21 protein-coding genes and 1 tRNA gene are annotated in these 24,955 nt (G+C 67.3%); 16 read left to right on the top strand and 6 right to left on the bottom strand.

Features of this window, described 5'->3' with window-relative positions:
- Positions 1–10: 10 nt before the first annotated feature.
- From miaB to hflX, 5 genes are read left to right on the top strand one after another with little or no spacing between them, the layout of a single operon-like run.
- The gene (gene miaB / locus VFA08_09530) at positions 11–1,333 is read left to right on the top strand and encodes a tRNA (N6-isopentenyl adenosine(37)-C2)-methylthiotransferase MiaB (protein ID HYZ13830.1); all 1,323 of its coding nucleotides are present in this window, start codon (positions 11–13) and stop codon (positions 1,331–1,333) included.
- A complete protein-coding gene (gene miaA, locus VFA08_09535; GenBank protein HYZ13831.1) occupies positions 1,333–2,259 on the top strand; it encodes a tRNA (adenosine(37)-N6)-dimethylallyltransferase MiaA in 927 nt (308 codons plus the stop codon). Before miaB ends, miaA begins: the two co-directional genes overlap by 1 nt.
- Positions 2,252–3,124 carry a diaminopimelate epimerase gene (gene dapF, locus VFA08_09540; GenBank protein ID HYZ13832.1) on the top strand — a complete coding sequence of 291 codons (873 nt, stop codon included), beginning with the start codon at positions 2,252–2,254 and terminating at the stop codon, positions 3,122–3,124. Before miaA ends, dapF begins: the two co-directional genes overlap by 8 nt.
- Positions 3,121–4,275: an LL-diaminopimelate aminotransferase gene (locus VFA08_09545; protein HYZ13833.1), complete on the top strand. Its 1,155-nt coding sequence runs from the start codon at positions 3,121–3,123 to the stop codon at positions 4,273–4,275. Before dapF ends, VFA08_09545 begins: the two co-directional genes overlap by 4 nt.
- Positions 4,272–5,627, top strand: coding sequence for a GTPase HflX (gene hflX, locus VFA08_09550; protein HYZ13834.1), 1,356 nt, complete (start codon positions 4,272–4,274; stop codon positions 5,625–5,627). The genes VFA08_09545 and hflX overlap by 4 nt, the downstream gene beginning before the upstream one ends.
- 3 nt (positions 5,628–5,630) lie before the next feature.
- Here the strand turns inward: hflX and VFA08_09555 are convergent, their stop codons facing one another.
- Both VFA08_09555 and lexA read right to left on the bottom strand, forming a co-directional pair.
- Positions 5,631–6,632, bottom strand: a complete 1,002-nt coding sequence (locus tag VFA08_09555) for an SIS domain-containing protein (protein HYZ13835.1) — start codon at positions 6,630–6,632, stop codon at positions 5,631–5,633.
- 29 nt (positions 6,633–6,661) lie between these two features.
- Entirely contained in the window at positions 6,662–7,333 is a 672-nt protein-coding gene (lexA, locus tag VFA08_09560; GenBank protein ID HYZ13836.1) for a transcriptional repressor LexA, read from the bottom strand.
- A gap of 110 nt (positions 7,334–7,443) precedes the next feature.
- Between lexA and VFA08_09565 the strand changes: the two genes are divergently transcribed.
- Positions 7,444–7,728, top strand: coding sequence for a LysM peptidoglycan-binding domain-containing protein (locus tag VFA08_09565; protein HYZ13837.1), 285 nt, complete (start codon positions 7,444–7,446; stop codon positions 7,726–7,728).
- Here VFA08_09565 and VFA08_09570 read toward each other — a convergent pair.
- On the bottom strand, positions 7,712–8,359 hold the full coding sequence (locus VFA08_09570) for an ATP-dependent Clp protease proteolytic subunit (protein ID HYZ13838.1): 648 nt from the start codon (positions 8,357–8,359) through the stop codon (positions 7,712–7,714). The two genes, VFA08_09565 and VFA08_09570, sit on opposite strands and share 17 nt — an antisense overlap.
- Before the next feature lie 104 nt (positions 8,360–8,463).
- Here VFA08_09570 and VFA08_09575 point away from each other — a divergent pair, with 104 nt between their 5' ends.
- From VFA08_09575 to VFA08_09620, 10 genes are all read left to right on the top strand, one after another.
- On the top strand, positions 8,464–8,829 hold the full coding sequence (locus VFA08_09575; protein HYZ13839.1) for an SRPBCC domain-containing protein: 366 nt from the start codon (positions 8,464–8,466) through the stop codon (positions 8,827–8,829).
- Entirely contained in the window at positions 8,826–9,152 is a 327-nt protein-coding gene (locus tag VFA08_09580; protein ID HYZ13840.1) for a metalloregulator ArsR/SmtB family transcription factor, read from the top strand. The genes VFA08_09575 and VFA08_09580 overlap by 4 nt, the downstream gene beginning before the upstream one ends.
- Before the next feature lie 65 nt (positions 9,153–9,217).
- Positions 9,218–9,694 (top strand): transcriptional regulator NrdR, encoded by a 477-nt coding sequence (gene nrdR, locus VFA08_09585; protein ID HYZ13841.1) that lies wholly within the window; start codon positions 9,218–9,220, stop codon positions 9,692–9,694.
- Positions 9,695–9,844: 150 nt separating this feature from the next.
- A complete protein-coding gene (locus tag VFA08_09590) occupies positions 9,845–12,598 on the top strand; it encodes a vitamin B12-dependent ribonucleotide reductase (GenBank protein ID HYZ13842.1) in 2,754 nt (917 codons plus the stop codon).
- A gap of 65 nt (positions 12,599–12,663) precedes the next feature.
- The gene (locus VFA08_09595) at positions 12,664–13,035 is read left to right on the top strand and encodes a VOC family protein (GenBank protein HYZ13843.1); all 372 of its coding nucleotides are present in this window, start codon (positions 12,664–12,666) and stop codon (positions 13,033–13,035) included.
- A complete protein-coding gene (gene dut / locus VFA08_09600) occupies positions 13,032–13,466 on the top strand; it encodes a dUTP diphosphatase (protein ID HYZ13844.1) in 435 nt (144 codons plus the stop codon). Before VFA08_09595 ends, dut begins: the two co-directional genes overlap by 4 nt.
- A gap of 60 nt (positions 13,467–13,526) precedes the next feature.
- Positions 13,527–13,602, top strand: a tRNA-Gly gene (locus VFA08_09605).
- 238 nt (positions 13,603–13,840) lie between these two features.
- Positions 13,841–14,188, top strand: a complete 348-nt coding sequence (locus tag VFA08_09610; GenBank protein ID HYZ13845.1) for a PH domain-containing protein — start codon at positions 13,841–13,843, stop codon at positions 14,186–14,188.
- A gap of 322 nt (positions 14,189–14,510) precedes the next feature.
- Complete coding sequence (locus VFA08_09615; protein HYZ13846.1) at positions 14,511–14,894, top strand: hypothetical protein; 384 nt, start codon at positions 14,511–14,513, stop codon at positions 14,892–14,894.
- Between the two features lie 504 nt (positions 14,895–15,398).
- Positions 15,399–16,193, top strand: coding sequence for an aminoglycoside adenylyltransferase domain-containing protein (locus VFA08_09620; GenBank protein HYZ13847.1), 795 nt, complete (start codon positions 15,399–15,401; stop codon positions 16,191–16,193).
- Positions 16,194–16,783: 590 nt separating this feature from the next.
- On the opposite strand, the gene VFA08_09625 is transcribed toward VFA08_09620, so the two are convergent.
- From VFA08_09625 to VFA08_09635, 3 genes are all read right to left on the bottom strand, one after another.
- Entirely contained in the window at positions 16,784–20,509 is a 3,726-nt protein-coding gene (locus tag VFA08_09625) for a 5'-nucleotidase C-terminal domain-containing protein (protein HYZ13848.1), read from the bottom strand.
- Between the two features lie 256 nt (positions 20,510–20,765).
- A complete protein-coding gene (locus VFA08_09630) occupies positions 20,766–23,834 on the bottom strand; it encodes an adenylate/guanylate cyclase domain-containing protein (protein HYZ13849.1) in 3,069 nt (1,022 codons plus the stop codon).
- A gap of 135 nt (positions 23,835–23,969) precedes the next feature.
- Entirely contained in the window at positions 23,970–24,884 is a 915-nt protein-coding gene (locus VFA08_09635) for a nucleotide-binding protein (protein HYZ13850.1), read from the bottom strand.
- Between the last annotated feature and the right edge of the window lie 71 nt (positions 24,885–24,955).

The raw sequence follows: 24,955 nt of genomic DNA on the forward strand, positions 1-24,955 counted from the left end.
TGATCGAACGATGAGCGATCGCCGGTACCTCCTGCGCACCTTCGGGTGTCAGATGAACGAGCACGACTCCGAGCGGATCGCCGGCCTGCTCACCGCCGACGGGTACGTGCCGACGGACCAGGCGGTGGATGCGTCCGTGGTCGTGTTCAACACGTGCGCCGTGCGCGAGAACGCCGACAACCGCCTGTACGGCAACCTGGGTCACCTCCGCCCGCTGAAGGAGAAGAACCCGCGGATGCGGATCGTCGTGGCCGGATGCCTGGCACAGAAGGACGGCGGCTCGATCCAGCGGCGGGCGCCCTGGGTGGACGTCGTCATCGGCACGCACGCCCTCCCCGGGTTGCTCGACCTGTTGCATCGCGCCGAGATCGACGGGCCGCAGCTCGACGTTCGCGAGCAGACCGAGACCTTCCCCAGCGCGTTGCCGGCGCTCCGTGAGGTCGAGCACCACGCGTGGGTTTCCATCGCCGTGGGGTGCGACAACGCGTGCACGTTCTGCATCGTCCCGCTCGTGCGGGGTCCGCAGCTGTCGCGCCCGATCGGCGACATCCTTGCCGAGGTGCAGGCGCTCGGGCGGCGGGGCGTCGTCGAGGTCACCCTGCTCGGCCAGAACGTCAACACGTACGGCCGTGACCTGACCGTTCCCGACTCGCCGCGCAGGCCGCTGTTCGCGGAGCTGCTCCGAGCGGTCAACGACGTCGACGGTCTTCGCCGGATCCGGTTCACCAGCCCACACCCGCACGACTTCACACCGGACGTGATCGACGCCATGGCCGACAGCGACAAGGTGTGCGAGCACATCCACTTCCCGCTGCAATCAGGGTCCGATCGCGTCCTGCGGGTGATGCGCCGTTCCTACCGGCGCGAGCGCTACCTCGGCTGGCTCGATCGGATCCGCGCCGCCATCCCGCAGGTCGCGGTGAGCACCGACATCATCGTTGGGTTCCCTGGAGAGACCGAAGACGACTTCGAGGACACGCTTGACGTCGTCGCGCGCGCGCGGTTCGACCAGGCCTATACGTTCCAGTACTCGCCGAGGCCGGGGACGACCGCGGCTGCGATGCCCGATCAGCTCCCGAAAGACGTCGTGCAGGCGCGGTTCGATCGACTCGTCGCCCTGCAGCAGGAGATCTCCCTCGAGCGGATGCGTGAACAAGTCGGCACCACGGTCGAGATCCTCGTCGAGGGCACCGGCCGGAAGGGGCGTCTCCAAGGTCGAACGCGAACGAACCGCGTGGTCCACCTGGATGGCGATCACGCGCCCGGAACGTTCCTCGACACTCGGATCGTGGCCGCGCGCTCGCATCACCTCGAGGGTGAGCTCGTCGGCTGATGGCTGCGGGCGGCGAGCCCTTCTTCGCGCTCGTCGGTGCCACCGCATCAGGTAAGACCGAAGCGGCCATCTCGCTCGCCGAACGCCTCAGCGCCGAGATCGTTTCCGTGGACTCGATGCTCGTCTACCGCGGCATGGACGTGGGGACGGCGAAGCCGACCGTCGCCGAGCGGGCCCGCGTCCCGCATCACCTGATCGACGTGGCCGAGCCATCCCAGCCGTTCAGCGTCGCCAGGTACCAGGCGCTGGCGCGAGACGCCGTCGCGCGGATCCGTTCACGTGGCCGACGCGTGCTCCTCGTCGGCGGAACCGTCCTGTACTACCGCGCTGTCGTCGACGATCTCTCGTTCCCGGCGACCGATCCGATACTGCGGGGAGAGCTCGAGCGGGAAGCCGAGCGCGTCGGGGCGCGGACGATGTACGAGCGGCTCGCCGCGATCGATCCGATCGCCGCCTCCAAGATCGAAGAGGGGAACGTCCGGCGTACCGTTCGAGCGCTGGAGGTAGTGGAGCTCACCGGTCGTCCGTTCTCCAGCTTCGCGTCCGAGTGGGAGAGCTACGCGCCCGAACGGGTGCGAGCCGCCGGGGTGCAGGTGCCACGCGACCTGCTGTGGAAACGGATCGAGGCGCGGGTGACGGGACAGCTCGAGAACGGCGTTCTCGACGAGGTTCGTGCGCTGATCGACCGAGGTTTCGGCGGATGGCTCACGTCGTCGCAGGCCATCGGGTACGCTGAGTTCGCCCAGCACGTGACCGGCGGCATCACGCTCGACGACGCGGTCGCGGCGATCGTGAAGCGGACGAAGGGTCTTGCACGCCGGCAGCTCGCCTTCCTTCGGAGGGATCCGAGGATCCGATGGTTCGAGGCGGGAGCCGACGGTGCGGCGGCGCTCGTCGATGACATCGCGGAGTACCTCGATGGATGAGCTGAAGATCTGGAAGTACCACGGCACCGGCAACGACTTCGTCATGCTCGAGGATCTCGAAGACGTGCGGCCGCTCGACCCCGCGCTCGTCGCTGCGCTGTGCGACCGTCACCTCGGCGTCGGCGGCGACGGCGTGATCCGTGTGACGCGCGACCGGGAAGGCAACGACTTCTTCATGGACTACCGCAACGCCGACGGCTCGCTCGCGGAGATGTGCGGCAACGGCATCCGTTGCTTGGCGGCCTTCGCCATCGACCGAGGACTCACGGATGCAACGGAACTCAGGGTGGGCACGCGCGACGGGACGAAGGACGTGTCGCTCGACGTCGACAACGGCCGTGTGAGGTCGGTCACCGTCGGGATGGGGCCCCCGGCGTTCGCCCGCGGTGACATCCCCATGGAAGGAGCGGCAAACGACACGTTCCTGACCGAGCCCTTCGATGTCGACGGCAGGACGTTCAAGGCGAGCGCCGTGTCGATGGGGAACCCGCACCTCGTGCTGTTCGTCGACGACGATCCCGACGACGTCGACGTGCGGACGATCGGACCACGTATCGAGAACGACGCGCGGTTCCCGGAGAAGGCGAACGTTGAGTTCATCGCCGTTCACGACGGCGGCGTGAAGGCCCGGGTGTGGGAACGCGGCTCCGGCGAGACGATGGCGTGCGGGACGGGCGCGTGTGCGGCGCTCGTCGTGGCGAACGAGGCCGGGCTCGTCCCGGCGCGTGCGGACGTGCGGTTCCCGGGCGGCGCGCTCGTCGTCGAGCGCACCGACATCGAGGTTCTGCTCACCGGGCCGGCGGAGTTCGTGTTCGAGGCAACGATCGCGCCCGCGTGGCTCGCCGAACGGGGCCTGCGCGCGTGAGGGTCGCTCGCCGCATCGAGTCGCTCCCGCCGTACCTGTTCGCGGAGCTCGACCGGAAGCTCGCCGCGAAGCGTGCGGAAGGCATCGACGTGATCTCGCTCGGCGTGGGGGACCCGGACCTGCCCACGCCCGACCACATCGTCGATGCGATGCGCCACGCGATCGCCGACCCGGCGACGCATCGCTACCCGAGCTACTACGGCTCGCCGGACTTTCGAGGGGCCGTCGCCGCGTGGTACTCGCGGCGGTTCGGCGTCGAGCTGGACCCCGAGATGGAGGTCATGGCCCTGATCGGCTCCAAGGAGGGGATCGCCCACATCGCCTTCGCCTACGTCGACCCCGGCGAGGAGGCGCTGATACCGGACCCCGGGTACCCCGTGTACGGGGTATCGACGCGGCTCGCCGGAGGAACGCCAGTTGCGTTGTCGACACCCGCAAAGCGCGACTTCCTGCCGGATCTGTCGACCGCGAAGGTGAGCGATCGAACGAAGGCGATGTGGCTGGGGTTCCCCGCCAACCCGACCGCCGCGGTCGCCGATCTGAACGCGCTCGCCGAGGCGGTCGCGTTCTGCCGTGACAACGACCTGCTCCTGCTGCACGACGCCGCGTACTGCGAGATCACGTTCGACGGCTTCGTGGCGCCCTCGGTGTTGCAGGTTCCGGGCGCCAAGGACGTGGCGCTCGAGTTCGGCTCGACGTCGAAGTCGTACAACATGACCGGTTGGCGCATCGGCTGGGCGGTCGGATCCGCCGATGCGATCAGGGCGCTCGGCGTGGTCAAGACGAACGTCGACAGCGGCCAGTTCACCGCCGTGCAGCGAGCGGCGATCGCCGCCCTCGAGGGGCCGGAGGATCACCTCGACGAGATCCGCGCGACGTACCAGCGCCGCCGCGACGTGGTGGTGCAGGCCCTGAACGGGCTCGGGTGGTCGCTCAAGCCGCCGCTCGGCTCCTGTTACGTCTGGGCGCCGGTCCCCGACAGCGAGACTTCGACATCGTTCGCCAACCGGCTTCTCGATCGGGCGGGCGTGTTCGTCGCGCCGGGGAACGGGTACGGCGAGCGCGGCGAGGGCTACGTGCGGTTCTCGCTCACGGTTCCCGACGACCGGCTGACCGAGGCGATGGACCGCATCGCAACGGTGCTGTCATGAGCGACGACGGTCGGGGGAGGGCGCGCGGCGTTCATCAAGCGTCGACGCTCGAGTCGCCGCTCGCCGCGACGTGGCGTCCGCGCGTTCCCGAGAAGGCCGTGCTCGTGGGGATCGGCCGCGGTATCGATGAATCGGACCTCGACGAGCTCGCCGCGCTGGCCGATAGCGCCGGTGCGACGGCCGTCGCTCGCGTGGTGCAGACTCGACAGGAGCCGAACCGCGCGACGTTCATCGGCAAGGGCAAGCTGGAGGACGTCCATCGAGCGGTCCACGGAACCGGCGCGCAAGCTGTGATCCTCGACGACGAGCTCTCGCCCGGTCAGCTGCGGAACCTCGAAGAACGGCTGAAGGTCAAGGTGATAGACCGTACCGCGCTGATCCTCGACATCTTCGCGTTGCACGCGCGTAGTCGTGAGGGCAAGGCGCAGGTGGAGCTGGCACAGCTCAACTACCTGTTGCCGCGACTGCGCGGATGGGGCGAATCGATGAGCCGCCTCGGCGCCGGCATCGGCACGCGCGGTCCGGGCGAGACCAAGCTGGAGGTCGACCGCCAGCACATCCGCCGCCGGATCTCCAAGCTCCGGAAGGACCTCAAGGACCTGACGCGAACGCGCGACGTGAAGCGGTCGGGCCGTGAGCGTTCCGGCGTCCCGCAGATCGCGATCGCCGGGTACACGAACGCCGGCAAATCGACGTTGATGAACGCGCTCACGCGATCCGACGTCCTGGTCGCGAACCAGCTGTTCGCGACGCTCGACCCGACCGTTCGCCGGATCGAGCTGCCGAGCGGTCGGGCCGCGACGATCTCCGACACGGTGGGCTTCGTCAGCAAGCTTCCGCACGAGCTCGTCGAGGCGTTCCGTTCGACGCTCGAGGAGGTCACGCGGGCAACGCTGATCCTGCACGTCGCCGACGCGTCGTCGCCGGACCTGCCCTCACAGATCGACGCGGTTCGGACGGTGTTGCACGAGATCGGCGCCTCGCGCATCCGAGAGGTCGTCGCGCTGAACAAGGTCGATCTGCTCTCCGAACACGAGCGCGCACGGGCGCTTTCCCGCGTCGGCGGGGCGGCGGCGGTTTCCGCCCTGACCGGCGAGGGGCTCGACGAGCTGATGGAGGTCGTCGAGGCCGCACTCCCGCGGTTCCCCCTGGAGGTCACGCTCCTCGTGCCCTACGGCCGCGAGGAGGTCACGGCGATGCTGTATCGCGATGCGGAGGTCGTCTCGGAGCTCGCGCGGGACGACGGCACGGTCGTCCGGGCCCGCGTGGGCGAGCGCACGCTCGCGGCGATTCAGAACCTACGGATCGACACCTCGCCCGACGATGTCGAACGCGCCGCCGACCTGGTGTGAACGCTACGGTCGGCCGCCGGGCGAGCCGATCGCCCAGAGCGCCTCGTCGTCCCACGCGCCGACGATCACCTTGTCCGGATCCACGCCGCGCTCGAGGGCGAAGCGGAGCGCGAGGATCTGGAGCCGCGTGACCAGCGGGATCTGAGCGAGAACCGGCGGCAGGTCGGCGGGCTCGCGGACGCGGGAGACCTGAACGCGCTCGGCCTCCGCGGCGCGCGCCACCGCCGCGACGAGCCCGTCGGTGTCCGGGGGCGTCAACACGACGAGATGGTCGTCTCGTCCGAGTGGAACGGCGTTCCCGTGGAGCAGGTACTCGACGTCGTACCCCTCGGCGAGGACTCGGGCCGCCTCCCGGCTCTTCAGCGCTCCCTCGCGCGCCGTCACCGCCGACGGGCCCTCGCCGGCGATCGCGAGGAGCCGCGCCGGCCGAGCGACCTCGTCGATCCCGGGGGAGGCGATCGCGGCCCGCACCGCTTCCGGCACCTGCCGCAGCGTCTCGTCGTCGAACGCGGTGGCACCGAGCGTCGCGGCCAGGCGCGCGAGAAGTAACAGCGCGGTCGTGTAGCTGACCGTGTACGTCTGCGACGTCTCACGTTCGACCGTCTGCAGCGCATCCGGCATGTCGCCGCCGCGCTTGGTGATCGGGATGACCTTCACCCCGGCGTCCATGACCATCGTCCACGTGGCCCCGGCGTACGCGGTCTCGGTGCCGGCGTTGTGACTGATCAGGATGACGGCGTCCCGTGGTCCGACGGGCGGCGCCCATTTCACGAACTGCATCGAGCCGACGGCCTGCGCGCCCCGGCCCGCCTCGTGCAGCATCTGAGCTCCGAGCTCCGCGGCATGCTGGCTCGTTCCCGTCCCCACGAGCCAGATCCGGTGCGCCTGTCGCAAGCGCTCGACCGTGACGTGAGGCATGGGGTGCTCGATCAAGCGTGTGAGCTCGTCGGGTTGCGACGCGATCTGGCGCCCGAGCGCCGTCGTGGAAAGGTCCACGTCAGGCATGCGACCTCCGATCCGACGTTCGGACGAGCCTAGAGCTTCCGGAGAACCGCCACCACAACCCCGAGGATCCGTCCGAGCGGATCCATCTCGAACGGCTCGAGTCGCGGGTTCTCCGGAACGAGCAGGATCCGGCCTCGTTCCTTGCGGAACCGCTTGATCGTCGCCTCGTCCTCTGCTGGACCGGGAAGGAGCACGGCGACGATGTCACCGTTGTTCGCCGTGTCCTGCGAGCGGATCACGACGGTATCGCCGTCGAGGATCCCGGCGTCGATCATCGAATCGCCGGCAACCCGCAGCGCGAAGTGGTCTGTCCCCCCGACGAAACCCATCGGCAGCGGGAGGTACTCCTCCACGTTCTCGTCGGCCATGACCGGAGTCCCCGCCGCGACGCGGCCGACGAGCGGCACGACCGCGGCGCGCGGCGGCTGATCGGAAAGCGCCATCGCCCGGGGCTTGGAGGGGTCCTTGTGGAGCAGGCCGCGGCGCTCGAGGTTGGCGAGCTGCGCGTGAACGCTGGAGGACGAGGTCAGGCCCACGGCCTCCCCAATCTCGCGGACCGTGGGCGGGTAACCGCGCTCACGAACGGTCTGCGAGATGAACTCCAGGATCCTCTTCTGCCGGGCGGTGGGCGGGACGGTAGCGACGGGGAGCCCTGCCGCCCGCCCCTGGCGGGTCGAACCGGCGCCACCTGACGAACCCATGTCAGTGCCTCCTCCTAGGCTCGCCGACGCTAGCACGCGGGGAGGACACGTTCAAACATATGTTCGGATCGGGCCTTGACCGTCGAACGTCCGTTCGGTACCGTGGCGCCATGACTCGAACACGTGTTCGCCGCCGAGTCGCCGCGACGCTCGCCGTCGTCGCCGTCGCGGCCGCGTGGGGGCCGGTGCTCGGCGACTCCATCGGTCGCCGGGACGTGGACCCCGTGGCGCGCAGTCGCTACGTCGTTCAGCCGGGCGACACGCTCTGGTCAATCGCCGTCGAGATGGCGCCGTCGGAGGATCCGCGCCCGCTCGTCGACGCGATCTCCTCGGCGAACGCGATCGACCCAACCACGCTCGCCCCCGGCCAGACGATCGTCATCCCGACGGGCTGAGCGCGATCCGCGGGCGGTCGGGGAGGGAAGCTATCGTCCGTCGCGCGACCACCGTGTCCACGACGCCGTACTCCTTTGCCTCCTGAGGGCCGAGGATGAAGTCTCGCTGGGTGTCCTCGTGGATCTTGTGGATCGGCTGCCCGGTGTGCTCTGCAAGGATCTCCTCGACCCGCCGACGTTGACGGGCGAACTCCTTCGCGTGGATCTCGATGTCTGCCGACTGTCCCTCGAGCGCGCCGTGCGGCTGGTGGAGCAGCACGCGCGAGTTCGGGAGCGCAAACCGCTTGCCGGCGGTGCCGGTGGCCAGGATGACGGCCGCCGCCGACGCGGCCTGGCCCACGCAGTACGTCGCGACATCCGACTTCAGGAACTGCATCGTGTCATAGATCGCGAACAGCGCCGTCGATGCTCCTCCGGGGCTGTTCACGTAGAGCGCGATGTCGCGTCCGGGTTCGACCGAGTCCAGGAACAAGAGCTGCGCGACGACGGTGTTCGCCACCGCATCGTCGATGGCCTCGCCGAGGAAGACGATCCGTTCGCGGAGCAGACGCGAGTAGATGTCGAAGGCGCGCTCGCCGCGCGACGTCTCCTCGACGACGGTGGGCACGAGCCGAGATTCGATCCTGTTCACCGCTGATCTCCTTCTGAGGTATCCTGGGCAACCGTCCGGTTGCGTCGCAGCGTACTGCGGCCGCCCGGCGAAGGCAACCGTGAGGTTGCGCTGCGAGGGCGCGGATGTCGGAGACGGCCATCACCAAGACCGTGGTGCTCCCGGCCACTCGGGACGACGTGTGGCGCGCGCTCACCTCGCCCGATGAGCTGTCCGCATGGCTCGGGCACGTCGTCGAGCTTGACGCCCGGCCGGGCGGTGCTGTGATCATCCGCGATGCCACCGGAGCGATCCGGCGCGGGATCGTCGAGGTCGCCGAGCAGGCGCAGACGCTCGTCGTTCGATGGCGGAGGCTCGAGGGGAGCGAATCCGGTCTCACCGTCGGCGTCGCCACGCGAGTGGCGTTCGACCTCGCGGACGAGGGCGAGTCGACGCGTCTCACTGTCCGCGAGGAGCAGGTGGCGCTCGCCACGTCGAGGTTCGCGGGATGAGCGATCGAAACGTCGACGCGGTGTTCTCGGCGCTGTCGGATCCGACCCGGCGCGGCGTGATCCGGGCGCTGTCCGAGGACGGGCCGAGCACCGTGACCGAGCTCGCATCGCGGCTCCCCGTGACGCGTCAGGCCGTCACCAAGCACCTCGAGGCGCTCGAGGACGCGGGGCTCGTCGCGGCCACCGCGGAGGGCCGGGGCCGCCGGTATCGGCTCACACCCGGCCCCATGACGCGGGCGATGTCGTGGATGGCCGACGTCGGCGCGGAGTGGGACGCACGGCTCGAGGACCTCCGCCGGCACCTCGCCCGGCGCCGAGGTTGACGGTTCCAACATCTCGACCGTAGCGTCGGCGGAAACCACCATATCTTGGGGTAAGGGAGAGGCTCATGCGGTGTCCGTGGTGCGGCCACATGGAGGATCGCGTCGTCGACTCCAGGCCGGCGGAGGGGGGCGATGCGATCCGGCGCAGGCGCCAGTGCCTGTCGTGCGGCCGACGGTTCACCAGCTACGAGCGGGTCGAGCAGGCAGCGTTCACCGTCGTCAAACGCGACGGGACGCGCGAGCCGTGGATCCGGGACAAGCTCGTCGACGGACTTCGCAAGGCGCTGGCGAACAGGCCGGTGACGTCGGAACAGCTCGACAAGGTCGTCTCGCGGATCGAGACACGCCTTCGGCGAAAGGGCCCCCAGGTGACGTCTCAGCAGATCGGCGTCGAGGTCCTACAGAACCTGCAGAAGCTGGACCAGGTCGCCTACCTGCGCTTCGCCAGCGTGTACAAGGACTTCCAGGAGGTCGGTGATTTCGAACGGGAGCTCGGCCTGCTTCTGGAGAAACGGGCGCCCGCAAAACGCCGCACGGGCTGAGCGCTGCAACCACTAGATGTTGCGGTGGTCGGCCACCCCAGCCACTAGATATCATCGTATCGGTCTTGACGCGGTTCGCTGGGAGGAGCAGAATCACACCCCTGTAGTTATCCACATGTCCTTCCCCGGCGGGGAAAGGAGGCGGCGCCCGTGGCGACCAAGGAGGGGGACGTCCAGGTCATTCGCGACGGCCTGACGTTCAAGCGGTTCTTCACCGAGGAAGGCGTGCACCCGTTCGACCAGATCGAATGGGAGCTCCGCGACGCCGTGATCCCGAACTTCAAGGACGGCGGCAACGCCTTCGAGCAGCGGGACGTCGAGTTCCCCGTCTCCTGGTCGCAAAACGCCACCAACATCGTCGCGCAGAAGTACTTCCGCGGCCCACTGGGTACGCCGCAACGGGAGTCCAGTGTCCGCCAGCTCGTTGGCCGCGTCGTCGACACGATCACCGGGTGGGGCAGGAAGGACGGCTACTTCGCGAGCGACCACGACTCTCAGGTGTTCGCCGAGGAGCTCTCCCACCTGCTCGTCACGCAGAAGGCGGCGTTCAACTCGCCGGTGTGGTTCAACGTGGGCGTTCCGGACACGCCGCAGCAATGCTCAGCGTGTTTCATCCTCGCCGTCGACGACACGATGTCCTCGATCCTCAACTGGTACGTCGAGGAGGGGACGATCTTCAAGGGCGGCTCGGGCTCGGGGATCAACCTGTCCAAGATCCGCTCGTCCAAGGAGCAACTTGCCGGCGGTGGCACCGCCTCAGGTCCCGTGTCGTTCATGCGCGGGGCCGACGCGAGTGCCGGCACCATCAAGTCGGGCGGCAAGACCCGGCGCGCGGCGAAGATGGTCATCCTGAACGTCGATCACCCCGACGTCCACGACTTCATCTGGTGCAAGGCCGTCGAGGAGCGGAAGGCGCGCGTCCTGCGCGACGCCGGTTTCGACATGGACCTGGACGGCAAGGACAGCCACTCGACCCAGTACCAGAACGCGAACAACTCGGTGCGCGTGACCGACGAGTTCATGAAGGCCTACGAGCAGGATCAGGACTGGAAGCTCAAGGCCGTGCTGTCGGGCGAGTCGGTGGAGACCGTCCGCGCTCGAGCACTGATGCGCGAGATCGCCGAGGCTGCATGGGAGTGCGCGGATCCCGGCATGCAGTACGACACGACGATCAACGAGTGGCACACGTGTCCGGCTACTGGACGGATCAACGCAAGTAACCCCTGCTCTGAGTACATGCATCTCGACAACAGCGCGTGCAACCTCGCCTCGCTGAACCTGCTGAAGTTCCTCGACGCCGAGGGGAACTTCGACGTCAGGGCGTTCCGCAAGGCCGTGGACGTCGTGTTCACCGCGCAGGAGATCATCGTCGGCAACTCCGACTATCCGACCGACGCGATCGCGATGAACGCGCGCTCGTACCGTCAGCTCGGGCTCGGGTACGCGAACCTCGGAGCGCTCCTCATGGCGCGTGGTCTGCCGTACGACTCAGACGCGGGCCGGGCGTGGGCGGGCGCGATCACGGCGCTGATGACGGGACAGGCGTACCGGACCAGCGCGCGCATCGCCGAGGTGACCGGGCCGTTCGACGGCTACGAGCCGAACGCCGACGCGATGCTTCGCGTGATGCGTAAGCACCGCGCGGCCGCCGACGAGATCGACGGCGAGCTCGTTCCGGAGGGCCTGCTGTCAGCGGCCAAGCAGTCGTGGGACGACGCGATCGCCTTCGGCACCAAGCACGGCTACCGGAACTCGCAAGCGACGGTGCTCGCTCCCACCGGCACCATCGGGCTGATGATGGACTGCGACACGACCGGCATCGAGCCCGAGCTCGCGCTGGTCAAGACGAAGAAGCTCGTTGGTGGCGGCACGATGCAGTTCGTCAACCAGACGGTGCCTCGGGCGCTCGACCGGCTCGGATACGGCGCGGCGCAGGTCGACGACATCGTCGGCTACATCGCCGAGCACAACTCGGTCTCCGGCGCGCCGCACCTGAAGCTGGAGCACTACCCCGTGTTCGACACGGCGATGGGCGCCGAGCCGATCCACTACATGGGGCACGTGCGGATGATGGCCGCCGCACAGCCGTTCATCTCGGGCGCGATCTCCAAGACCGTCAACATGCCCGAGCACGTGACGGTCGAAGAGGTCGAGCAGCTGTTCGTGGAGAGCTGGGCGCTCGGCCTGAAGGCGGTCGCCATCTACCGCGACAACTGCAAGGTCGCGCAGCCGCTATCGGCCGACAAGAAGAAGGCCGCGACGCAGGCCGCCCCGGCGGATCTTCCGACGCCGGTCCGTAAGCGGCTGCCCCGGTCGCGGCCGTCGCGCACGGTCTCGTTCCAGGTCGGCGACGCCGAGGGCTACATCACGGCGGGGGAGTACCCGGACGACGGGATCGGCGAGATCTTCCTGAAGACCTCCAAGCAGGGCTCGACCCTCTCGGGAGTGATGGACGCGTTCGCCATCGCGGTCTCGCTCGGCCTGCAGTACGGCGTGCCGCTCGAGGCGTTCGTCTCGAAGTTCATCAACATGAAGTTCGAGCCCTCGGGCATGACGAACGACCCGGACGTCCGGTTTGCCACATCGCTCGTGGACTACGTGTTCCGCCGCCTGGCCATCGACTACCTGCCGCCGGACAAGCGCGAGGCGCTCGGGATTCGCTCGATCGACGAACGAAAGGCGACGGCGGCAGCCGAAGCGGCGGAGAAGCTCGGAACGACGGTCGAGTCGATCGTGAAGTCCGTCGAGCAAGAGGGGCCGCCGAAGCTCATCGATCTCGGCTCCAAGCTGGAGCCGACGCACGCGGCGGACGCACCGCTCTGCTACTCGTGCGGCTCGAAGATGCAGCCCGCTGGCTCGTGCTACGTGTGCCCGAGCTGCGGGTCGACGAGCGGCTGCTCGTAACGGTTCTGTGTAGGCGCCGGCCGGGGCTTTGGCCCGGCCGGCGCCGTTCGCTACGCTCCACCGCCATGGCGTACGAGGTCACCGGGCTCCATCACATCCAGATCGCGATGCCGCCCGGTGAGGAGAGCGCGGGACGAGCGTTCTACGGCGAACTACTCGGTCTTCCGGAGGTCCCCAAGCCGAGCGAGCTCGCGCCGCGCGGAGGACTGTGGTTTCGAAACGGTTCGCTCGAGCTGCACCTCGGCGTCGAGCGGGAGGGGTTTACCCCCGCACGGCGTGCGCACCCGGCGTTCATCGTGAACGGGCTCGACGAGCTGCGCGAGAAGCTCAACGCGGCCGGGTATCGAATCGACGAGGACGTGCAGCTCGAGGGCTACCGGCGGTTCCACGTCCGAGACCCGTTCGGCAACCGCCTGGAGCTCGTCGAGCCGGCGTGACGCTTCCGTTCAAGCGGCTGGACCCCGACGCCGTCCTTCCGGGGCGAGCGCATCCCGGCGACGCCGGGCTCGACCTGCGTTCCGCCGTCGACGTCGAAGTCGGACCGGGCGAGCGCGCGCTGGTTCCGACGGGTGTTGCCGTCGCGATCCCAGATGGACGCGCGGGCCTGGTGCTTCCGCGCAGTGGGCTCGCGAGCAAGCACGGCCTGACGATGGCGAACGCGCCCGGCCTCATCGACGCTGGCTATCGCGGAGAGGTCATCTGCGCGGTCGTCAATCTCGATCGCGACACACCCGTTCGGATCTCGAAAGGGGATCGGATCGCTCAGCTCGTCGTCGTCGCAGTGCCGGAGCTCGCCGCCGAGTGGGTGGATGAGCTCCCACCTACGACGCGTGGGGAAGGGGGCTTCGGCTCCACGGGCAGTACCTGACCTGCCGAAACTCGCCAGTTGAAGCTGACGAGAGGGCTCTCTAGACTCGGTGAACAGCACGCGGACGTGGCTCAGTTGGTAGAGCACCACCTTGCCAAGGTGGGGGTCGCGGGTTCGAATCCCGTCGTCCGCTCCAAAGGAACCGCAGGTTAGGGCCGGTGCAAGCCGGGCATCCTGCGAACTTCCCCGCGTCGATATCTCTTCTTGTGCCCGGCGGGGCCGTCGGTGAGTACGCAAAGGGAGTCGCGGCCACCGCTGCGTCGCGCTTTCCATTGCCAGCGCTCAGGTGGTGGGAAGTAATCATGGTGACGGATTTGCGAATATGCCGCTGCCTCTTGTGCTACCGCCGCCGACATTGGATGGGGTTGTCCTTGATGAGCGGGATGCAACGCCGCGTGGTGCGAAGCAGAGAACAGTCCCTGATTCTCCTCGCCATTGCGATCATCGCACCTCTCATGGCCTTTGTTCAGCTCTCCGACGAGGAGGCTTCCGCCGCCCTCTCTCTCGGCGCGCGCGTTGGGTTCATGCTGCTAGTAGTTTTGCTGGCTGCGTTCGCCTTCCCACTTTCCAGATCTGGAGTGGTCGTGACTGAGAATGGAGTGATTATCAAGAACCCCATTCGCTCCAACTCATTGCGTTGGGAGGAGATCGTGGGCTTTTCTCTGCTGCAAAGGGGGTGTTCCCAGGCATCGGCCATGTGCAGCTCAACAATGGAAGAGTGATACCTATATACGGCATATCGATTCCCAATCCGATCACGCGGCCGAACAATCGGTCCGCCCAACTCCTGGTCAGTAAATTGAACGGCATGCTGTCCGACGCCAGAGGGAGGCAAGCGTCAGAGTAGTCTGGTTTGGACAGGAAATCACGCCCAACCTCAGAAGCTGCGCGCCTCAGTCATTGGCCACAGCTTGTTCAGCGCAGCCACGACATTCCTTCCAATGCGCCTCGGACGAACGCTTACCGGCGCTGTATTGCCCAGCTCGAAGCAGTTACAACGCTACGCTGCTCGAATATGACCCTGGGTCAAGTCGGAGGAGATCCGTGAGGAGACGTCCTCCGGAGTTCATCGCCGGGGACGTGTTCGTGCTCCTGCTCGTGGGCGGGATCGCGGCGATCGCCCTGGCGAATCTCACGCGCCTTCAGGCGACCGGAGACATCATCGTGGTAGCGATCCTGTGGTGGGTAGGGTGGCCCTGGTTCCTGGAACGTCGCGACCATCGCTTGGTAATCCTTCGCTCGCTCGCCGCAACCTCTGCGGACGGCTATGAAGAAGCCGTGGCTGAACTGTTCAAGAAGCGTGGTTACGTTGATGTGCACCGGTCCAACTCCGATCCCTCCGAGATCAGATGCCTGGATCGAGCAGGCCGGTCGGTGCTCGTCCGGGCGAGGCGCCCCTCGCCCGGTCGGAGGATCGGGTCGCAATAGATGAAGGGGTTCATCAGGGCAGTTCGGAACCACCATGGCGCCGACCGAGGAATCGTTGTAACAACCACGACGTTCACATCGACCGCCCATTCATTGGCCCGCAAGGCGCGGATCGGCGTGATGGAGGGACGCCAACTGGTCCACGCGATGGCCTCCGAGGACAGGGAACACCACGTCTTTGACCGCCAGCTCCACTCGCATATCTGACCAGGGGTGGACCATCCAAGGCCTTATCCGTTTGGCAGTGTTCTTCGTGCTCGTCGTATTGATTCTTGCCCTGTGGATAGGCCCGACGGTCCGCGCGCTGCGACAGTAGGCTGCATGTCGATGAACTAGCCCGTGCCGTTAGCTCCCTTACGAGTCGATGCGAGGTGGTGACGTCACAGACTCAAGGGCGTCGATGCGTCACTTGTTCAGTGAGCGACTCGATTGCCGCCGACGCTCCTACCGACTTCTTTCTGAATCGGCGTGCGGTCCCTCACGTGCCGTCTCGGAGGCTCACCCATGACAGTTCCTCTCGACCAACTACCGATCACGGCCGCCCAGGCGTGGGCTCGTTTGGGCGACGAAGCACGAAAGTCCCTCGGGGACGCCTTGACGGCCCTGTGGGGATACGGCGGAACGGCGTTCCCGGACCGCTCACGACGCCTCGGCGACCTGGACACGGTCGCGATTCTCGAACGCGTCCCCGACGAACGAACGACGCGAACCCTTGAACAAGCGAAGGCGGACATAGCACGTGAACACGAGATCGATTGGGACATCTGGTACGTGCTTGCGGCTGACGCCGCTCGCACCGAGCCTCCGCCCGATGCGCTGTATCCAGAGCGTCGCCTGACATCGTGGGCGATCGAGCGCGCACATTGGCATGCCGGTCGCTACGTCAACCTCTTCGGACCCGCCCCGGAGGGATTGGTCTCTCCACCCACCTGGCCGGAGATCGAAGCCGCACTCAGCCGCGAGCTGGAACACATAGAGCGTCACGTGGAGAAGGGCGATGACGATCCCTTCGAGGCTACGTATGCGATCTGGAACGGCAGCCGCATCTTGTACGCGATCGATACGGGCGATGTCGCGATCTCGAAGCGTTCTGGCGGCATGTGGGCGCTCGAGCATTTGCCGGAGCGGTGGCACCAGGCGATTCGCGCTGCCGGCCGAGCGTACGACGGCGAAGCAACTCCTCAAGACGCAGAGGTGCTCCGCGAGAGCATGGCACCGTTCGTTGCGATGGTTCGCGAACATCTGCCACTGGTCGATCCCCGGGCGCCCGGAGAACCGCCGCGATGGAGTGGTAGGTGATGAGGAGCCCGTCCCGTGATCCGCTGGCGCCTCGAACGATCGAAGGCCCCGAGCCGTTGCGCTCGGGGCCTTCATTGGTGTGTGACGAACCGGCTACGTCGGGTCTAGCGAGGATGCCGCACGCGCTGGCAATTGGCGCGCCGCGCGCGACGGCCGAGCTCCTCCAGGATCGCCGAGTCCGAACCGCGCTTGCCGCTTCGGCGATTCTCCTTCAGCCGTCGAACCAGCTGACTCGTCCGTAGGTGACGCAGGTGAGTACCTCACTTTCGAAACGTGGGCGGTCGGAACTCCTCATCTGCCATCACCTCCTTGGATCAGCTCATCGAGCTGATGACCGTGGACGCCGCGACGAAACGTCGCGACGTCGCGCGAAAGGATTGGAGCGGGGCCGGGAACGAGTCCTACCGGATGAACTGGGGCAAGGACACGAGCGGACCAGCGGCTCCATCGATCGGGCCTCGTCGCATCGTCTGTCCTCACCCCCTCTCGCTCGTTCGAGTCGATAGAGAAAGGTACGGTAGAGGCGCCGTCGAGGCAACATGATGAAGGGGCGGCCCGGAGGCCGCCCCTCTCGCTTCGGCCCTCGCCTCCTACGGCGCGGTGATGGCCGGGCAGTTGTTCCCGCTGCCGGGGTTCGGATCGGTACATGCGATCCGTCCCTGGATAGCCGGGCTGATGGGCGTGTTTGCCGTGACGTAGTTCGCCAGTACCTCGTCCATCAGCTCCCTGGTCGTCGCGCGGGCTGAGACGTTGGGATATCCATCCCCACCGGCAGCCATGAAGTCGTTGATGGCCAAGGTGTACGTCGTCCCGGCGCCAAAGCTCACCGCAGGCCCGGTGCAGGATCCGTCTGTCGCTTGGCGGACCGCCCCGGTTACCCGGCTCCCGGGCGCACTCTCGATGTTGTAAGTGAAGCAGATCCCCGACACCTGGGGGAAGCGCCCGTTGGCCCCCGGCATCGCGGACACGCCGTTCTCCAAGAACGCCTTGAGCTCGGCGCCGTTCACCGACGTCGTGGAGACGACGTTCCCGAAGGGCAGTACGCCGAGCACGGAGCCTCGCGTGATCGGGAACGGGGGCGTCGACCCGCCCGACGGGCAGAAGCCGGCGCTGCCGGCCGCCGGGCACGTCAGCGCGGCCCGGAGCCCTCCCGAGTTCGTGATGGCGAAGTCGGTGCCGTACTCGGTTCTCATTGAGTCCGTGGTCACGTCGCCGATCTTGGACTCGCAGAGCCGGCCGTCGGAGCGGCCGCACGAATCCGACCGCAGGACCTCCACCGTCGACTCACCGATGACGGTTCCCAGGATCGGGGACAGTTCGGCGTTGAGCTCGTCGATGCGTGCCTGGATGGCCGGGTCCGGCGGGACCCCGATGTTCCAGGGCTTGTGGAAGTCGGCCGTCATGTAGACCACGTCGTCGGTCGTCGTGTTCACGACCAGGCGTACCCGAGTGAACCGAACCCCCTTGCTGAGGTTCTCCACCGCCAGCACGCCGTTCGGCCTGATGGTGATGACCTGGAAGTTCGTGTGGTCACCGATCACGGCGTCGACGCCGGACACGTTGTCGGCCAGGTCGACCAGAGGCCCCGTGGGGTTGGTCAGCGTTCCCGCCGTGGCGCCAAGGTGCCCGATGGCCACGACGCCGGCCATGCCGGGCTGTCGGAGAAGCTGGCTCGCTCGCTCGTTCACGGCAGCCGTCGCGTCGGTGACCTCGAACGGGCCGAAGGAGCCCGGCTTCACCAGGGTGGGAGCGTCTTCGTTGGTGAACCCGACCACCCCCAGCTTGAAGCTGCCGAAGTCGAAGACGCGGGATTTCGACCACTCCTCCGGAGTCTCGTCCGTTCCCGAGAAGAGGACGTTGGCCGAGACGTACTTGAACTTCGCCAGCGGGATGAGCTCATTGCGGAGGTACTCGTGTCCGCGATCGAAGTTGTGGTTGCCGAGGCCGTCCAGGTCGAAGCCCATCATGTTCATGAGCTCGATCGTGGGTTTGTCTCCGAAGAAGCTGGAGATGGGCGGCGTGGCGCCCACCGCGTCGCCGGCGGTCAACGTGATCGTCTTCCCCGGGGTCTCCGCGCGGTACGCGTCGAACCAGGGCTTCAGGAAGGCCGCGCCGCCGATCGGGAACGTCGGCCCGAACGAGTCGGCCGCCTCGAGCAGCGGCACCAGCTGGCCGTGGTAGTCGCTGATGTCGAGGATGCTGACCTCACGGAGGTTCCCCGTATCGGTGAGGAGCTCGTACAGGATCCGGCCTCGGGCATTCTGTGGCCCCGGGATGTCCATCAGGAAGGCGATGGTGGGGGCGACGTCGATCGCGCGCACCGCAGCGGTCGCGCCGTCCCGGATCCCCGGTCCCGCGGCCACGAACGTGGCCCGCATGTTCACGTTGTTCTCTAGAGACTTCATGTCAGGGAGGTATCCGTGCTGACCGAAGAACTGGGAGAACGCGACGAGCTGCCCGGGCGTCGCCGCGTCGGTTTGATACGGCGGCCGGAACACCACCACGACATCACCGCTCCGGTTGGGGTGTAGCGAGTCGCTTCCGTCGACGTCGCGAAGCTCTTCCTTCTTGAATACAGCTTCGACGACCTTCTGCTGACCGGGCAGGTTCGGGTCGTCCAGGTCCTCGAAGTACTCGATGATCTGGTTGCGGACGGCCTCGTACTGTCCGGAGGGAACTTGGAGATCGCCGCTCCCGGCCGGGTCTCGGCCGGCCAGGTTGATGTAGATCTGCGCCGTTCCCCCCGCGTGACACTCCTTGGCAAGCGTGTCGCCAGGGGTGCTGGTGCCGGGATCGTTCGCTGCCTTGCGACAGTTGCCGCTTTGCTCCCGCTCCTGTAAGCCCAGATCGACCAGGGCCTTGCTCACGTTCACGGCGAACCACTGGGGACCAAAGCCGTGGTCGGAGGTGGCGAAGACCGCCGAGTCGTCGCCCATGAGGCTCCGCCCCAGCGCCAGGGTCCCGTCCGCCTCCTCGTAGGCCGAACGGATGTAGCCCTCGCGAACCGAAACCCTTCCGTCGGGGATGTCGTCGTTGGTGAGGTCGTCGAAGTACGGGTTGGGGTTCCCGTCGATGTCCGTGGGCGACACCAACCCCATGAACTGGTGGCTGAACTCGTCGGTGGTCGGGTTCCCCAGGAGCAGCAGGTCGACGGACTTCCCCTCATCGGCGAGCACGTCGAAGATGTGCTCGAGGTAGGCCCAGTGGGCGTCTTTCCACATCAGCCCCTGCTCCACGTACGTGTCCTCGTCGACGATGCCCGCCTCGAGCGGTGCGAAGTCGGCAGCCGTCGAGGTGGGGAAGTCGCTGTTGAGCGTCTCCTCGAAGTCCGCGGACCCGGCGGCGCCGAGGGCGTTGTAGGTGGCATTGACCCGCTGCACCGAGGTGAAGTACAGACGGAACTGGCTCAGGTCCGGCGTCAGGTCGATCAGCTTCATGTAGAAGCCTGCGGTCCGGCCGGCCAGCGGACCGGAGGCGACTGTGACCTTGGTGTCAGCCCACTCGCCCTGGGCCAGCGTGGCCGCCGCTTTGCTGCCGTTCTTGCCGTCGGCGCGATTGACAACCAACGCCCCGTCGTAGTTCGTCTCGCCGTCGTCGGTCGAGTCGAAGATGTAGACGTCCCAGTCGCCTCCGGCGGGGATCCGCGTATCACTCTGCGAGAAGAAGGTCTCCTTGGCTGGGCTGAAAGAGGCGGGGACATTGGTCCAGCCGGTGGCGTCGCCCAGGTCCCGCTTCTGGTACTCCACGCCGAAGCTGCCGGCGGTTTGGCCGGGGATGTCGAAGTTGAGGACGATGCCGCGGCGCCCGATGAACGTCCGGAAGTCCACCACAGGCCCCTGCAGAGCAGGCGTGTAGCTGCGGGCAGCCACCCATTCCATCGCCACCACCGTCTTCCCCGCGCGCTCGGCAGCCTGGGCGATGGTGTCCGTCTGGAGGATGCCGGTCGCCGAGAAGCTCGTGGAGTTGTTGAAGTTCGACTCGCCGGTTCGATGGAACGTGTTGTTGGTGGAGCCGTGCTCACCGGGCCAGGTGCCGGTGGCCAAGGTGGCCCATCCCACGCCGGTGTTGGGCGGGAACCCCTGGAGCATGCCGTCGCCGCTGGCCTCGACCCCGGTGGCCAGGAGATCGGCGTAGGTGGGCATGACTCCCTCGTCCACGTACCTGTGAACGAGGTCCTGCCGCATGCCGTCGGACGAGAACAGGATGACCTTTTCCGCAGGCGGGTCGACTGCTTGGACCAATGATGGCGACAGTGGCAGCAGAGATGCCACGACCGCGAGGGTGACTGCGACGGGAAGACGGAACCGTCTGGGCACGGCGCCCTCCTTCGTAACTCGATCAGCCGATAACCCGGGGCGAAGAAGTCCGCCCGGACAACGACCTTCCTATCGTTGCGAAGGCCGAGCGGTCAACTCGAAGGCGATGTCCGAACCGGGCGTCACAGGCAACCGGACTGAACGATTCTGATCACGACAGAACGGGACTCCACGTAACGGAGGTTCGTACGCTCAAGGTCGACGCAGCGGAAGAATGACCACAACCGGTCCGCGCGAGGGCGTAGTCGGCTGCGCGTCAACTCTCTCGATGTGCCGTGGCTCGATCGACCCACACGATCGCGCCCTTCTGCTCGAATCTGCGCACGGCCTCTTTCCGGAATGGGATGGCCTCATCGCCACGGCCGAGACGTTGGAGTACCTCGGCCATCCCGAGGCTCGCGCACCCCTGGAACACGAGGTAGTCCGACTTTTCTAGGGAGTCGATCGCCTCCCCGGCCAAGCGCACCGCCTCCTCCGCCCGCTCCTGCCGGGCTCGCACCTGCGCGAGGACGGTCTGGGCCACGGTCTTCCAGAGCGGTTGCGCTCGTTCGATTGCGAGAAGCGCCGGGCCCTCGGCCTCTTCCCACCGTCCACTCAGGAACAGCGCGCGGGCCAGGAACGGAAGAACCGTGGCGTCCGTTGAGCCGATCTCCTCGGTCCTGCGCTGCCCCTCGGAAAGGATCTCCACAGCTCTCCCGGAATCACCAGCGAGGAGCTCGACGTCCCCTTCACACTCGGACGAGTCCGCCCAGTTTGCCTCCTGGCCGTTCTCCCGCAGGATGTCGCGATAGCGCCGGGCGAATCGACGGGCCTCGTCGAATCGGCCCTGCCACGCGCGAAGGTGCGCAAGCGCGTGCGACATGTACGCCTCAATGGTCCGATTCCCGGCGTGCTCCTCGAGAATCGCCTCTGCCCGTCGGGCCGCCTCGTCGGCCGGCTGGGGCCCCTGGACCAGCACCGCGCTCAGGGTCAGCAAGCTGTCGGCCACCCGCAGATGGTCACCAGCCGAGACGGCATGCCGCCGGGCCTGCTCTAGGGCCTCCTCGGCGGCCGCTCCGCGCCCCGTCCGCCACCTCGCCGATGCGACCACCCCCCATGCACGTGCAAGCCCACCGTCGTCAGCGTGCCTGCGGAGCACCTCGATCGCTCGAAGGCTGTCCCCCTCGGCCCGATCCACCTCGCTGGTCCCCTCACCAGACTTGACGATCCACTCGGCCACCACGACGTGGGCGGTGAGCCGGTCGTCGTCGCGCTTCTCGGCCTCCTGGGCGGCCTCGTGGAGCACGTTCCTTGCCCGCTCGAACTGAGCAGCCTCGGTGAGCGCCTCGGCGAGGTCGACGAGGCGCTCGATGCGGTTCGGATCCCCTGACTCCATCAGGGAGGTCGCTCGGGACAGGAGGCTGATCGCCGCGGGTATGTCGATGCTGGCCAAGGCGCGCTGGCCGGCCGCGGAGAGACGCTCGGCGGCCCGCGCCGCCAGGCGAGGCAGTGCCTCGCCGTCTCCGAGCTCGCTCCGATATCGATGCGCTTGCTCGAGGTGGTAGCCGACCACCTCCTCGAACTCGTTGAGCCTGTCCGCCGTCCTGCCTTCCAGCCAGCCCGCGAATCTCTCATGGAGCTCGGCACGAGTCTCTTTCGTGGTAGCGGCGTACGCGGCGTCGCGGATCAGGATGTGGCTGAATCGGAATGCGTCCTCCTCCTCGGCGAACCGGGACCGATCGGGTCGGATCAGTTCACGGCGGACCAGTGAATGAAGGTGACCGCCGACAGCGGGCCGTTCCGGCTCGGGGGACAGTTCCGTTATCGCGCCCCACGAGAAGACCTTGCCCACCACCGAGGCCCTTTGGATGACCGCCCGCTCCACGTGTGACAGGCGTTCGAGTCGTGCGGACAGCAGCGCGTTGATCGTCGGTGGAATATGGATTTCCGATAGGTCGGCTGACGCGATCCACTGGCCGTTGCCGCGGCGGAGGAGCCCATCGTCGACCAGCATCCGGAGGATCTCCTCGACGAACAGCGGGTTGCCCTCCGCGGTGCGGCGGATCCCGGCGCGCACCTCCCGCTCGAGGGGCGCGGGCCCCAGGAGGTTCTCGATCAGGCGTTCGGCTTCGTGCTCGGTGAGTGGGTCGAGTCGGACCGTGGTTGCCTCGGGGATGGCCGAGGCCCACGCCGGCCGGGCCTCGAGTAGGTCCGGTCGCGCAGAGCACACCAACAGGATGGGCGAGTTCGAGCTCCACCAGGCCAGGTACTCGACGAGGTCGAGGAAGGTGGGCTCGCCCCAATGGACGTCGTCGAGCATCACGACAAGCGGCCGTTGAGAGGCCAAGGTCTCCAGGAGGCTTCGCACCGCCCAAGACGTCTCCTGACCGGGAGCCGCCGCCGACAACCCGAGGACCGAGCCGAGCCGCTCAGCAATCGCGTCGGCGTCGTCGCGTGAGCGGAGGAGCGCCGCGATCTTGGCGATGGCTTCCTCAGGAGCGTCTTCGCTTGTGATTCCGGACGCTTCCCGGACGACGTCGGCCACCGGCCAGTACGTGATGCCGCTGCCGTATGGGAGGCAGCGGCCCTGGAGGACCGTGGCCAAGGGCCGAAGCCGGGCGACGAATTCGGTGCACACGCGGGACTTGCCGACGCCGGGGGGCCCGATGATCGTCACGAGGCGGCAAACGCGGCGTGCGGTGACGTCGTCGAAGGCCTTTCGGAGCGCGGTTAGTTCCCCGTCGCGGCCGACGATGGGTGAGTCGAGGCGCCGTCCGGTCTCACGACCCGCGAGCGGAACCTCGACGAGTCGCCACGCTCGTTGCGAGTCGGTCTTTCCTTTTAGCACCAACAGCCCGACGGGTTCCACGACGGCGGTGTTGCGGACAAGGCGGTACGTGGATTCCCCAAGGAGGATCTCGCCGGCCGATGCGGCCTGCTCAAGACGCGCGGCGAGGTTCGCTGCGTCCGCGGACAGCGGAGCGTCGCTTCGGGCGTCGTCCGCAAGGATCTCTCCAGTGTTAATGCCGGTCCGCGTTTCGATCCGGACGCCGTACCGGCCGTCGAGCTCTGTGTTGAGGCGGTCGAGGGCGGTGCGCATCTCGGCTGCGGCGCGGACGGCACGCAGGGCGTCGTCCTCGTGGATCTCGGGGATCCCGAACACGGCAACGATCGCGTCGCCGATGTATTTCTCCACGGTGCCGCCGTGTCGCTCGAGCAGCTCGCGCATTCGGTCGAAATAGGTCGTCATTACCCGGCGAACGATCTCGGGATCGCGCCTCTCGCCAAGCGCGGTGGACCCCACCATGTCGGTGAAGAGGATGGTGACGGTCTTCCGCGACTGCACCGGACAACCGTACTCGCGCTGCCCGGGGAGATCGATGTCCGGACTGGGTTGCTCAGGATCGCTTTTCGTCGCGACCGCACCGGGTACAGGGGCGGATGCGCCTTCGAGTCCAAGCTTCGTCGGGGCCCGATTCGTTCAGAATGCGTTCGCGGCCGACGTCCACTCCTGGAGGCGCTGCGCGATGAGCTGGGCCCGCTCCTCCTCGCTCCCGCCGTCCAGCACCTGAAGGTCGGACGGGTGGGCCCGAGGGTAGATGCCGGCGGTTCGGGCATTCACGCCGGGGTCGCGATCCGACCGTGTCGTCCAGTACCCCCTGGCGCGGTCGGCGGTCTCCACCCTGATCTCGCCGGTGCCTTCGATTTGCGGGGCATTCGCATGCCGAGGGCGCTCGCCCTTCCAGAAATAGAAGATGCCGGCCGGGCCCCTAAGCTCCTTCGCCGCCTCGCTCCGGTAGCGGGCCGACAGCGTGCCATCCTCTTGCCAGCCGCGGCCGCTCACGTTGAGGCCACCATCGCGGTCCCGCGAGATGCTCAGGAGGCCCACCGCCGACGGTTCCTCCTCGGTCCGCATGGTGAGCGAGAGTTGCCACCACAGCCCTTCGACCGGGCCGCGGCGACCCTCGGTCTCGATCGCCTTGCGGAGCTTCTCGTTGATCGCGCGAAGCTCTTCCGGGGTCGCCGCCGGGTCGTAGCGGACGGACGTCAGCCCGAGCAGGTCGCTCGGGAGCTTCGTACCGTGCGCGTGGAGGATGAACGTGCGCCGGATGCCGAGCGCGCCGCCGAACAGCCCGGCCTCGAACACCACGTTGTCGCGCGGCGACGCCTGGCCGGACTGAGGCCCATCCGTCGTCGTCCAGTCGTCCGGGGCGAACACGAACGCGGCGAAATCAACCTCCTGGGAGAGCTCGACGAGCCGGTCGAGCGTGGACCGCCCAGGGTTGAACGTGGTCGTCCACGGCTCGACGTCGGCGATGTCCTCGAGCCCGTGCGTGATCGCTTCCAGCAGTTCGGCCTGCTTGCCCGACGACCCCAGGAAGATGCGCGGCTTCATGCGTCATCCATGATGACGGAGGCACCATGAATCTTCACATCGCGCGACACATGCGCCGCGTCATTAAATGA

It is taken from the genome of Actinomycetota bacterium, from assembly GCA_035640355.1.
Taxonomy (GTDB): domain Bacteria; phylum Actinomycetota; class UBA4738; order UBA4738; family HRBIN12; genus CALGFI01.